At 66.3% G+C, this 11,824-nt stretch carries 13 protein-coding genes; 6 read left to right on the top strand and 7 right to left on the bottom strand.

Annotated elements, in window-relative coordinates:
• Window positions 1–130: 130 nt before the first annotated feature.
• From ACHFFA_RS00065 to ACHFFA_RS00055, 3 genes are read right to left on the bottom strand one after another with little or no spacing between them, the layout of a single operon-like run.
• On the bottom strand, window positions 131–529 hold the full coding sequence (locus tag ACHFFA_RS00065) for an NADH:ubiquinone oxidoreductase subunit NDUFA12 (protein WP_394268796.1): 399 nt from the start codon (window positions 527–529) through the stop codon (window positions 131–133).
• Between the two features lie 54 nt (window positions 530–583).
• The gene (locus ACHFFA_RS00060) at window positions 584–1,123 is read right to left on the bottom strand and encodes a DUF192 domain-containing protein (protein ID WP_394268795.1); all 540 of its coding nucleotides are present in this window, start codon (window positions 1,121–1,123) and stop codon (window positions 584–586) included.
• Complete coding sequence (locus tag ACHFFA_RS00055; protein ID WP_394268794.1) at window positions 1,093–1,677, bottom strand: regulatory protein RecX; 585 nt, start codon at window positions 1,675–1,677, stop codon at window positions 1,093–1,095. The genes ACHFFA_RS00060 and ACHFFA_RS00055 overlap by 31 nt, the downstream gene beginning before the upstream one ends.
• 131 nt (window positions 1,678–1,808) lie before the next feature.
• Between ACHFFA_RS00055 and ACHFFA_RS00050 the strand changes: the two genes are divergently transcribed.
• The gene (locus tag ACHFFA_RS00050) at window positions 1,809–3,542 is read left to right on the top strand and encodes a fatty acyl-AMP ligase (protein ID WP_394268793.1); all 1,734 of its coding nucleotides are present in this window, start codon (window positions 1,809–1,811) and stop codon (window positions 3,540–3,542) included.
• Between the two features lie 2 nt (window positions 3,543–3,544).
• On the opposite strand, the gene ACHFFA_RS00045 is transcribed toward ACHFFA_RS00050, so the two are convergent.
• Complete coding sequence (locus ACHFFA_RS00045; RefSeq protein WP_394268792.1) at window positions 3,545–3,955, bottom strand: hypothetical protein; 411 nt, start codon at window positions 3,953–3,955, stop codon at window positions 3,545–3,547.
• Between the two features lie 173 nt (window positions 3,956–4,128).
• Here ACHFFA_RS00045 and ACHFFA_RS00040 point away from each other — a divergent pair, with 173 nt between their 5' ends.
• The 5 genes from ACHFFA_RS00040 (at window position 4,129) to ACHFFA_RS00020 (ending at window position 9,649) form a co-directional block, all read left to right on the top strand.
• Window positions 4,129–5,319 (top strand): toxic anion resistance protein, encoded by a 1,191-nt coding sequence (locus ACHFFA_RS00040; protein WP_394268798.1) that lies wholly within the window; start codon window positions 4,129–4,131, stop codon window positions 5,317–5,319.
• A gap of 3 nt (window positions 5,320–5,322) precedes the next feature.
• Window positions 5,323–6,084 (top strand): hypothetical protein, encoded by a 762-nt coding sequence (locus ACHFFA_RS00035; RefSeq protein ID WP_394268791.1) that lies wholly within the window; start codon window positions 5,323–5,325, stop codon window positions 6,082–6,084.
• Window positions 6,084–6,392: a polyhydroxyalkanoic acid system family protein gene (locus tag ACHFFA_RS00030; protein ID WP_394268790.1), complete on the top strand. Its 309-nt coding sequence runs from the start codon at window positions 6,084–6,086 to the stop codon at window positions 6,390–6,392. The genes ACHFFA_RS00035 and ACHFFA_RS00030 overlap by 1 nt, the downstream gene beginning before the upstream one ends.
• A 162-nt stretch (window positions 6,393–6,554) precedes the next feature.
• Window positions 6,555–7,085 (top strand): biliverdin-producing heme oxygenase, encoded by a 531-nt coding sequence (locus ACHFFA_RS00025; RefSeq protein ID WP_394268789.1) that lies wholly within the window; start codon window positions 6,555–6,557, stop codon window positions 7,083–7,085.
• On the top strand, window positions 7,082–9,649 hold the full coding sequence (locus ACHFFA_RS00020; protein ID WP_394268788.1) for an HWE histidine kinase domain-containing protein: 2,568 nt from the start codon (window positions 7,082–7,084) through the stop codon (window positions 9,647–9,649). The genes ACHFFA_RS00025 and ACHFFA_RS00020 overlap by 4 nt, the downstream gene beginning before the upstream one ends.
• Here ACHFFA_RS00020 and ACHFFA_RS00015 read toward each other — a convergent pair.
• The 3 genes from ACHFFA_RS00015 to ACHFFA_RS00005 all read right to left on the bottom strand — a co-directional run.
• Window positions 9,633–10,442 carry a class I mannose-6-phosphate isomerase gene (locus ACHFFA_RS00015; protein ID WP_394268787.1) on the bottom strand — a complete coding sequence of 270 codons (810 nt, stop codon included), beginning with the start codon at window positions 10,440–10,442 and terminating at the stop codon, window positions 9,633–9,635. The genes ACHFFA_RS00020 and ACHFFA_RS00015 overlap by 17 nt on opposite strands.
• Window positions 10,439–11,491 (bottom strand): mannose-1-phosphate guanylyltransferase, encoded by a 1,053-nt coding sequence (locus ACHFFA_RS00010; RefSeq protein WP_394268797.1) that lies wholly within the window; start codon window positions 11,489–11,491, stop codon window positions 10,439–10,441. The genes ACHFFA_RS00015 and ACHFFA_RS00010 overlap by 4 nt, the downstream gene beginning before the upstream one ends.
• A gap of 37 nt (window positions 11,492–11,528) precedes the next feature.
• A partial coding sequence (locus ACHFFA_RS00005) for an energy transducer TonB (protein WP_394268786.1) occupies window positions 11,529–11,824 on the bottom strand: 296 nt, incomplete at its 5' end.

Raw genomic sequence — 11,824 nt, 5'->3', positions numbered from 1 at the left:
GAACTGACCGCTTCGGCTTCACGGAGCGTCGACGTCGCCGTCGCGGCCGGCCGTGCCGGCGACGATGGTTCAGCCTCGCAGGCAGCCAGCCCGGCGACAGCGAGCGCGAGCAGCGCGGCGCGGCGCATCCTCAGGTGTCCGGCGTCCAGGCTTCGTAATCGCCGACGGCGGGCGCCCGCCGGCCGCCCCGCTCCAGCGCCCCTTGCGGGCGATAGGCGCGATCGGTCCCGGTGGCGTTGGGCGAATAGTCCGCCTGCCAGATCCGCGGCGGCGGCAGGAAGCTTTCGGGGACGTCTTCCCCGGCACCGTGAAGCCAGCCGTGCCATTCGGCCGGCACGCGGCTCGCATCGTTGATGCCGTCATAGATCACCCAGCGCCGTTCGCGGCCATCCCCGCGCCGCTTGCGCGATCGGAAATACTTGTTCCCGGCGGCATCGGTGCCGACATGCTCGCCGTTACGCCAGCTCCACAGCGTGGTGCCGATGGTGGCACCGTTCCACCAGGTGAAGATCTTGCCCAGAACACTCATGCGCGGGCGACTAGCCGATTACGCGCGCGCGGCCAAGCAGGCTTGACAGGCCGCCTACCATTCCACCCGGTCGCCCGGTTTCAGCCCCAGTTCCGCCGCCCGCCCGCCGCGCAGTTCCAGCACCCCGCTGGTCACGCCATCCGAGACGACCGATTCCATCGTATAGGGCTGGGTATCGGCGGCGATGTTGAGGATGCGGCGATCGGGTCCGACGAAGATGATGTCGAGCGCCAGCGGCGTGTTCTTCATCCAGAAGCTGCGCGGCGCGGGCGGATCGCTGGGAAAGAACATGCCTTCGTTCTGGCCGAGTTCGGTCCGGAACATCAGGCCCTTCTGCTGGGCGGCGGGCGTATCCGCCATCTCGACCGCGAAGCGATGGACCGTGCTCCCGCTGGTCACCGTCAGCGGGACGATCTGCAGGCCGCTGACGGGGTGGCGCGACGGCGCCTGCGGCCCGGACCGGCTCTGCGTCTGCTGGCTTCGGGTATCGGCAAGACCGGCTTCGGCACCCGGGGAGCAGGCGGCCAGCACCAATGCCGCCGCGGCTGTCAGCGGGGCGAACGTCAGCTTTCCCCAGCGCCTTGCGTAACCCATTCTTCCAGCTCCTCGATCGTGGCGGCATCGAGTACCCGCCGGGCGGCATCGAAATTATGGCCGGCACGCATCAGTGCGGCAAGCTGCTTTTGCCGCAGCTTGGCGGCGGCTTCACGGTCGCGGGCATCCCGCGCGCCGGCGAAGGGTCCGAACCGCCGCCGCTGGGCCAGCGATACGATCGCCGCCCGGGCCTCGTATTCGGCGGGGCGCAGGCTTTCGCGGATCGGTTCGTCGATACCGGCTGCGCGCAAGGCCTGATCTACCCGGCGCGCGCCATAGCCGCGGGCCATCAGCCCCGATGCCTTGGCGCGGCCATAGACCGCATCGTCGACATAGCCCCGCTCGACGAAGCGGGCGACCAGCCCATCGAGATCGGGCTCCGTCTCGCCCTCCCACCCGCGTTCGCGCAGCTTGCGCACGAGATAGGCCCTGAGCTTGGCTGCGCTGGTGGCAAAGCGGGCAACGTAATGCAGCGCAAGGTCGTTGAGCCGCACCGCATCGAGCGGCTTGGGCGGCGCTTTTTCGCGCCGTCTGGACGATCGGGGTTCGCGCATCGGCCTTAATCCTGCCATACTGATTGGGAAATGGGAAAGCCGGTTGACGGGCCACCGGGACAGGGCGGCGGCAAACAGGTCAACCGCCAGGCAGAACAGACCAATCTTATCAGGGATTTGCAGGTATTCCGATGACCGACGCCGCATTGCTGCCGACGCCGAACGATTGCGACCTGCCGCGTCGGCGCGCGGATTTCGCCACCCTTGCCGAAGCGATCGACTATGCTGCGCGTAGCCGCAAGGGATTAAATTTTCACGACATGCGGGGCGACCTGGTGCGGCCCTACCCGTTCGGCGAACTGCGCGAGGATGCGCTGGTGCGGGCACGCCAGCTCGCCGCTTCGGGCATCGCCAAAGGCGACCGCGTGGCGCTAATCGCGGAAACCTCGCCCGAATTCGCCGCCCTGTTCTGCGCCTGCATCTACCTCGGCGCATGGCCCGTGCCCCTGCCCCTGCCGACCACGTTCGGCGGGCGCGAAAGCTATATCGACCAGCTGGCCGTCCAGCTGGCGAGCAGCGATCCGAAGATCCTCATCTATCCCGGCGACATCGCCGAGATCGCCGGGGCCGCCGCCGATCGCCAGGGTTGCGAGGGCATCAGCTGGGAGGCCTTTGCCGACCGTCCGGCGCCCGATTGCACCTTCCCCGAAGCCCGGCCGGACGACATCTGCTATCTGCAATATTCCAGCGGCTCGACCCGCTTCCCCACCGGGGTCGCGGTCACCCACCGCGCGCTGCTTCACAATCTGCACGGCCATGCCTGCGGCGTCGATCTGGGCACGAACGACCGGGTGGTCAGCTGGCTGCCGTGGTATCACGACATGGGACTGGTCGGCTGCTTCCTGTCCCCGATCGCCAACCAGGCCTCGGTCGATTATCTCAAGACCGAGCATTTCGCCCGCCGCCCCCTCGCATGGCTCGATCTCATCAGCCGCAACCAGGGCAACACCCTCTCCTATTCGCCCACCTTCGGCTATGACATCTGCGCCCGCCGCATCTCCAGCCAGAGCCATGTCGGCGAACGCTTCGACCTGTTGCGCTGGCGCACCGCCGGTAACGGGGCCGACATGATCCGGCCGGATGTCATGCAAAGTTTCGTCAACGCATTTGCCAGCGCCGGTTTCCGCGCTTCGGCCTTCACGCCGAGCTACGGGCTGGCCGAGGCGACGCTGGCGGTGACGGTGATGCCGCCCGGCGAAGGCATCAGGGTCGAACTGGTCGAGGAAGAGCGGCTTTCGGGCCGCCCGCGCGATCTCAGCCGTCCGGCGCGCTACCGGGCCATCGTCAATTGCGGCAAGGCCCTGCCCGGGATGGAAATCCAGATCCGCGACCAGCAGGGCCAGCCGGTCGGCGATCGCCAGATCGGCACGGTGTGGTGCCGCGGTCAGAGCGTCATGCATTCCTACTTCCGCAACGAGGAGGCGACCGACGCCTGCCTCGTCGATGGCTGGCTCGACACTGGCGACATGGGTTACATGGCGAACGAATACCTGTTCATCGTCGGGCGGGCGAAGGACATGATCATCATCAACGGCAAGAACCTCTGGCCGCAGGACATCGAATGGGCGGTGGAGCAGCTTCCCGGTTTCAACCACGGCGATATCGCCGCCTTCGCGATCGAGGCCCCCGACGGGGAAGAGGCGCCCGCCGTGCTGGTCCATTGCCGCGTGTCGGACCCCGAGGAACGTCTGCGCCTGCGCGAACAGATCGCCGACAAGGTGCGCGGCGTGACGGGTATGAACTGCGTCATCGAACTGGTCCCCCCGCGCAGCCTGCCCCGCACCAGCTCGGGCAAGCTCAGCCGGGCCAAGGCCAAGAAGCTGTATCTCTCCGGCGAACTCCAGCCGCTCGACCTCGCTGCGTGATGCTAGACCTTTAGCTCGTACTGCATCAAAAACTCCCGCTGCTTTTTGGAGGGCGTTCGCACGCTCCACTTTCCTGCGGCAAACCCATCCGCATGGCCGTGGCATCCCTTCATGAAAATAAAAAGATCATCATGCGGGACAAGAAACCAAGTACGCCTGTCTGTGGTGCTCCAAGGCGAACAAGGGAACAACATCCAGATGTCTTTCCCGTAGTATTTCTGCTGTTCAACATGGAGTCGGCCCTTTAGTTGAACAGGGACGAGCTCACCGGTCGGAAACCTTAATACCAAGTCTTCGCCATTATCGTCAGCTTCGGGGCGATAGACCTTATAATTCGCTCTGATGAGCAGGGCAGTAGCCTCGGCTCGATTGGCTGCCTCGATCAAGTTCGATGTCAGGTTTGCGGTGTTCATTCAGGAGTGCATTCCATCATAGCCGGCATAACGCTACCCTTGAAAGCACTGTTCTATGGCCTTAATACAGGCCGACATGCCTTGGAGGGTCCTGCGAGCCTATGAGTGACGAATTGAACCGCGCCGCCCCGTCGCCGGCAGCCGCTCCCGCAACGGCCCGCCCGGCGCCGACCATGACGGCCGAGGCCCCGGCGTTCGATCTCACCCCGCCCGACCCCGTTCCGCAGGTCGCGCCGGAGAAGGCGGCGGGGCTGGTTCCGGTCAGCGCCGAGATCAAGAGCAAGCTCGAGGCCAAGGTCGACGGCTTCATCGACGATCTCGTGGCCTCGGATGCCAATTCGCCCGAATTCGGCAAGAAGGTCGATCAGCTGACCAACATGGGCCGCAAGGAAATCGCGGCGGCGGCGGGCATGTCGAACCGCTTTCTCGATCGCCCGGTCCGCGCGATGGACAAGGACGAGGGCGTCGGCGCCGATCTTGCCGAACTGCGCCGGGTGGTGGAGGATCTCGACCCTGGCAAGCGCGGCAAGCTGTCGGGCACGCGCAAGATCCTCGGCATCATTCCCTTCGGCAACAAGCTGACCAATTACTTCCGCAGCTACCAGAGCGCGCAGACCCACATCCAGTCGATCCTCGGCAACCTTGCGAGCGGCCGTGACGAGCTGCTGATGGATAATGCCGCGATCGACGTCGAACGGCAGAAGCTGTGGGAGGCGATGGGCAATCTGGAACAGATGATCCACATCTCCAAGACGCTCGATGCGCGCCTGGAGGAAAAGGCCGCCGAGCTCGACATGACCGATCCCGCCAAGGCCAAGGCCCTGCGCGAGACCGCCCTGTTCTACATCCGCCAGCGCACGCAGGACCTGCTGACCCAGATGGCGGTGAGCGTGCAGGGCTACCTCGCGCTCGATCTGGTCAAGAAGAACAATGTCGAACTGGTGAAGGGGGTCGACCGGGCGAGCACAACCACGGTCAGCGCGCTGCGCACCGCGGTGACGGTGGCCGAGGCGATGACCAACCAGCGCCTCGTGCTGGGCCAGATCACCGCCCTCAACGAAACGACGGCCGGCATCATCGACAGCACCGGAACGCTGCTGCGCGACCAGACGGCCAAGATCCACGAGCAAGCCGCATCCAGCACGATCCCGATGGAGACGCTGCAACGCGCCTTCCAGAACATCTACGACACGATGGACGAGGTCGACAATTTCAAGCTGCGCGCGCTCGACAGCATGAAGCAGACGGTCAACTTGCTGTCGGACGAGGTCGAGAAGTCCAAAGGCTATATCGCCCGCGCCGAAGGACAGGCGCAGGCGAACCGGCAGATCGTCGAATCGAACCTCCTGTCGATCGAGAGCTAGACGGTGGGCGACCTTACCCGCGACAGTGATCGCCTGATCGAAACCGGTCGCATCCTGCGCGATGACAATCGTGCCGGCGGCCGGCACCGGCGGGGCGGGAAGTCGATCGGCTCGCACTCGGCCAGGGCCAGGCGCAAGAACCTGATGGCCCGGCTGCGCAACGTCCTGATCGCGCTGTTCACCATCTGGGTCGGGGCCGGCATTGCCGGCGCTTTCGTCAGCGGGATCGGCTTTTTCGGGGTCATGGCGGTGCTGCTCGCCAGCGTGATCGCGATCGCCGTTTTCGCGAGCTTCCCCAAGGTGAAGCAGCCCAAGCGCGCCGATCTCAACAAGGGCGACGTCGGCCAGATGGTCACTCGCACCGAGTTGTGGCTCGAGGCGCAGCGCCCGGCCCTGCCCCCGCCCGCGGTCACGCTGGTCGACCAGATCGGCGTCCAGCTCGACGGGCTTTCGGCGCAGCTCCAGCATGTCGATCAGAACCACCCCAAGGCGCGCGAGGTGCGCAGTCTGGTGGGCGAACAGCTGCCCGAGATGATCGACGCCTATCGCCGCATCCCGCCGCATCTCCAGCGCGAGGAGCGGGGCGGCTCGACGCCGGCACAGCAGCTGGAAAAAAGCCTCGGCACGATCAGCGGCGAGATCGATTCGATCACCCGCCAGCTGGCTGAAGGTTCGCTCGACGATCTGGCGATCCGGCACCGCTTTCTCGATTACAAGTTCGGCGCCGCGCAGGATGGCGCGCCCGCCTTGAAAGGGCCCGAGTGATGCGCGTACCCATTCCCCACAACCTGCCCAAGGATGAGGTGCGACAGCGCCTCAAGACGCGCAGTCCGGAAATCAAGGACGCAATCCCCGGCGGGATGGCCGACGTGACCACCGCATGGCCCACCGAGGACTGCATGACCCTTGGCGTGCGCGCGATGGGCCAGTCGATCGATGGACGGGTGCTCATCGAGGACCGGCAGGTCGTGTTCGAGGTCGACCTGCCGCTGGCGCTGTCCTTCGTCGAACCGCTCATCCGCGGGGCGATCGAAAGCAAGGGACAAAAGCTGCTGGCACCCGCCAAGGGTTGAATTCCGCCGCCCTGCAGGTCACTATGGGTATCGTTCGCACATGGCCGGGTCGCTCTTCCCACACAGGATTGCGGTTTCCGTTTCCCTTCCGGACGTTGGACGGCGGCCAATCGCCTTCGGTTTGGAAAGGCGGGTTGCACGATGCGAACAGATTCCCCTGGTTTGAGAGCGATCCTGCGGGACGAGACGCGCGACCCGCATGATCGCATTGACGGACTGATGGGCGATCTCGCCCTTGGTCCCGCGCAGGACTATGCCCGCTTTCTCGAAATCCAGTACCGGGCGCGCGTGCCGCTCGAACGCTGGCTTGCCGCCAACCTTCCGGCCGATCTGGTGCCGCCCGCGTCCAGCGGCCTGGTCGCGGACGACCTCCTCGCATTGAACCGGCCCCTGCCCCGCACGAACGGCGAATTTGCCGCCCCGCCGGCCGGCGGCCTCGGTGTCGCCTGGGTCGTTGCGGGGTCGTCGCTCGGCAATCGCACGATCCTGGCGCAGCGGCAGCGGCGCGGGCTTGGCGGACCGGACGGGTTTCTGTCCTCCACGCAGATGCCGGCGTTCTTCAAGCGCCTGCTTGGCGTCATGGACCGCTCGCCAGCCGCACGCGATGCCGGTGGGCCGATCGGCGGAGCCATGGTCGCCTTCGCGTGGTTCGAGGCAACCGCACGGCAAGAATTGGGAGCGCTCGCGCAATGACGACGACGCAGGAACCGGTCGACCTGACCAATTGCGACCGCGAGCCGATCCACAAGCTTGGCCGGATCCAGCCGTTCGGCGCGCTGATTGCGGTCGATGGCGATTGGCGGGTGGCGCAACTCTCGACCAATTTTTCTTCGCTTACCGGCGCGCCCGCCATGCCGGCCGTCGGCGATCCGCTGGCGAACGTCTTCGTCTCCGAGGCGATGACCGCCCTGCGCAGCGCGGCGACATCGCTGATCTTCGCCGACCATACCGAGCGGCTGTTCGGCATCGATCTTCTGGGCGACGGTCACCGTTTCGATTGCGCCGTGCACCGGTGCGGGCCTTGCTCGGTGATCGAGATCGAACCGCACCGCGATGGCGACGTCAATCGCCAGATCGCCATCCTGCGGCCGATCATGACCCGGCTCGAGAAGCTTGATGACCTCGTGCCCCTCGCCCAGGAGGCGGCGCGCCAGTTGCGCATGACGCTGGGGATGGACCGGGTGATGGTCTATCGCTTCCACCGCGATCTTTCGGGCGAGGTCATCGCCGAGGCGAGAGCCGATCGGCTGGATGCGTTTCACGGCCTGCGCTATCCCAAGAGCGACATTCCTGCCCAGGCGCGCGAACTCTACGTCCGCAATCGCTTCCGCATCATCAGCGACGTCAATTGCGAACCGGTGGACATCGTCCCCGGCACCGATGCCGCCGGCGAACCGATCGATCTGTCGATGAGCACCCTGCGCGCCGTGTCGCCGATCCATATCGAGTATCTGCGCAACATGGGGGTCGACGCGTCGCTGTCGATCTCGATCGTCATCGGCGGCAATCTGTGGGGCCTGTTCGCCTGCCACCATTATTCGCCCAAGGTCCTGCCCTATTCGCAGCGCACCGCGGCGGAATTGTTCTCCGAGCTTTTCTCGCTGATGGTCGAGCGGGTCATGGCTGCCAGCCACGAAGCCCTGCGCGAACGCGGGCGCGAAATTCACAACCGCTTGATGAAGGACATCGCCGGCGGCACGCCGCTGACCGAGATGCTGCCCACGCTCGGCCCGCTGATCCAGCAGATCATCCCGCATGACGGGGCCAGCGTGTTCATCGAGGAGCGCTACGAAGCCCGCGGGGCGGCCCCCAACGAGGAAGAGTTCCGCGCCATCCAGGCCGCGCTGAATGCCGCGCCCACCAGCAAGGTGACCGTGCTCGATGCGCTGGCCGACCGGATTCCGCGCGCCGCCGCCTTTGCCGACCGCGCGGCGGGGGCGATGATCATTCCGGTATCGCGGACCCCGCGCGATTTCTTCATCCTGTGGCGGCGGCCGCTGACCCAGACGGTGACCTGGGCCGGCAACCCGGAAAAGCCGGTCGAGTTCGGCCCTAATGGCGCCCGGCTGACGCCGCGCAAGAGTTTCGAGGCGTGGCAGCAATCGGTCGAAGGGCATTCCGCCCCGTGGAACGATGCGGAAATCGGGATCGCGGAGGGCCTGCGGGCGACCCTGATCGAGATCATCCTGCGCCTGACCGACGAGGCCGTGGAAGAGCGTGCGAAGGCGCACCAGAAGCAGGAACTGCTGATCGCGGAACTTAATCACCGGGTCCGCAACATCCTCAACCTCATCCGCGGCCTCATCAACCAGTCACGCGGCGAAGCGGACAGCATCGAAACCTTCGCCGCGATCGTCGGCGGTCGCATCTCGTCGCTCGCCGCGGCGCATGACAACATCACCAGAAGCCACTGGGCACCCGCTCCGCTGAGCCAGCTGATCGACACCGAGGCGCACGCCTATCTCGGCGGGAAACACGACCGCGTGGTGCTGGACGGGCCCGAGGCCATGGTCACGCCCGAGGCCTATACGGTCCTGGCACTGGTCATCCACGAGATGATGACCAATTCGGCGAAGTACGGCGCGCTGGCGGATTCGACCGGCAGCCTGAGGATCGGCCTTTCGCGCAATGCCGATGATGCGCTGGTCATCGACTGGCGTGAACGCGGCGGCCCGCCTGTCAGGCCGCCGACCCGGCGCGGCTTCGGCAGCACCATCATCGAACGCTCGATCCCGTACGAACTGGGCGGGGATGCGCGGATCGATTACAAGTTGAGTGGAGTTGAGGCGCATTTCCTGATACCTGCACGGCACGTGACGTGGAAGGGACGTGCAGTGTACAAGCCGGATCGCTCGGGCGATGACGAGGGCAGCAAGGCTGCGTCGACGACGGGTGCGTCGGTGCCCGGCAATGTTCTGGTCGTGGAAGACAGCATGATCATCGCGCTCGATACCGAGGATTCGCTGCGCGAACTGGGCGTGCGGACGATCGAGGTGCGCAGCTCCGTCGCCTCTGCCCTCGAGGCGATCGAGCAGGACCAGCCCGAACTCGCCATTCTCGACTACAATCTGGGCAAGGAAAACAGCGAGCGGGTGGCGCAAGCCCTCGCCGAACGCAAAGTGCCGTTCTGGCTGGCGACCGGTTATGGCGAAATGAGCGAACGGCTGGACGAGCTGGGTGCCCGCGGCCTGCTGGTCAAACCCTATGGCAAGGACGAATTGCGCAAGATGCTCGGCGAGTTCACGCAGGCGGCGTAACGCTGGCTGCGACGAGGCAGCGCGCGCCTGCGGACAGCATGATGTCCGCCAACCCGCGGCATTCCGCGGCCGCCCCCGTCGGCACGTCCTCGCCGCATACCGCAACCCCCGGCTCCAGCGGGAGCACGAGCAGCGGTCCGGTCAACTGCGCCGCGTCGTCCAAGGGGTTCCCGGCCGAAAGATGGGCGACCACGAACTTCGGACCGGCGAGCAGAATGGCGCTGCAGGCCGGATCGAGCCTGCTCCAGCAGTCCCGGGGATGCGGCGTCAGCCGGGCAACTGCCAGCCCCTGTTCGAGATGCAGTTCACGCGGGCGACCGTAATCGTAGAGGCGATAGGTGATGTCGGTGTGCTGCTGGATCTCGGCCAGCGTCAGGCCGGCGCCGATGGCATGCACTGTGCCCGATGGAAGCGAGACGAAATCGCCCTGCTCGACCGGATACCAGCGCAGCAAATCGACGATCGAGCCGTCGGCCGCGGCCTGTGCCACCTGCTCGGGGCTCACCGGTTCGGCAAAGCCGATGCCGAGCATGGCCCCCGGCTCCGCGTCGAGCACCAGCCAGCATTCGTCCTTGCCGCGCCCGGTCGGGCTGGTCTCGTCCGCGGGGTGGACCTGAACCGAAAGCCTCTCGGAGGTGAACAGGATCTTGGCCAGCAGGCGATCGGTCAATTCGGTAGGCTCGAACCAGATTTCACCGATCCGCCGCGTATCCCCGGCCTCGTCGAACGGCGCGGGCAAGCGCTCGCGGCCCCACGGTTTCCCGACCCGCCGGACAGGCAGTCGCACGCTCATTTGCCCTTCGCCCCGGGCAGCGCGCCGACCTGCTGGGCCGCATCGCGGTGGACCACCAGCACCTCGCCCTTGTCGACGATGACGACCACGTCGCTCAGCCCCACTACCGAGACGCGCGGGCCGTCGCTGTCGATCATCACGTTGGTGCCGCCGATCACGTCGCCGCGGGCATTGTACCAGCTGCGCCGGTCCCATGCGGCACGCGCCTGTGCCAGCGCTGCCCAGTCGCCGATGTCGGACCAGCCCATGTCCGCCGAGACCATGGCGGCGCGCGCGGTGTGCTCCATCACCGCGTAATCGACCGATTCCGCTTCGATCGCGGTGAAAAGGGCGGCATCGGGGCGGAAGGTCGCGCCGTCCTCATGCCCCGCTGCGACGGCGCTGCGGACCGCCTGGGCCATGGCCGGGCGATGCTCTTCGAGCTCGGCAAGAACATCGCCCGCGCGAAAGACGAAGATGCCGCTGTTCCAGACGAAGCCCCCGTGCGCGAGGAAACTTTCGGCCCGCGCCGCATCGGGCTTTTCGACGAAACGCGCGATGCGGAAGCCCCCGCCCAGCGGATCGCCCTGTTGAATGTAGCCATAGCCGGTCTCGGCCCGGTCGGGTTCGATTCCGAAGGCGACAAGATAACCCTGCCGCGCCAGCGCCGCCGCCCGCCCGACCCCTTCGCGAAAAGCCGCCACATCGCCGATGTGATGATCGCTCGGGCAGACCAGCATCACCGCATCTGCCGGCAGACGGGCCGCGGCGAGGGCGATCGCGGGGGCGGTATTGCGCGCCGCCGGTTCGATGATCAGGCGATGCGTCCCGGCCTGTTCGCGCACGTGGGGGGCGTGCCCCTCCCCGGCAACGACGATCGGCGGGGCGAACATCGACGGGTCGGCCGCCCGGTCGAGCGCCATCTGGAACAGCGTTCGATCGCCCAGCAGGCGCAGGAACGGTTTGGGCATCTCCGGGCGGCTGCGCGGCCACAGCCGGGTGCCGCTGCCGCCGCACAGGATCACGGGATGGATATGCTGGTCGGCGATTGCTTCGGCCCCTGTCGTCATGCGCCCCTCGATCATCGACTGTGACACATCAGGCGGCTCAATTGAAGAAACGCTGCTGATAGTAGAAATCCGCTGCGACCGGCTGCCCCTCTGCATCGCGGGCTGGTTCGAAACGGATTTGCTCCAGCGCCAGCCTGCACACGATGGCATCGGTTTCGGGAAAGGGACTCGGGCGATAGACCGAACAGGCGGTCGCCCGGCCTTCGGGCGAGACCCGCAGGCGCACGATCACCGATTTGCCGATGCGCGCCTCGCGGCCCCCGGGCGGGACGGGGAAGGCGCTGGCATCCCGGATATCGCGCAGCAGCACCGGCTTGCTCGGCGCAACAGTAT

Source organism: Qipengyuania sp., assembly GCF_043423005.1.
Lineage (GTDB): Bacteria > Pseudomonadota > Alphaproteobacteria > Sphingomonadales > Sphingomonadaceae > Qipengyuania.
Note: the sequence above shows the minus strand (reverse complement) of the source record. Positions and strands in the feature narration are given on the sequence as shown.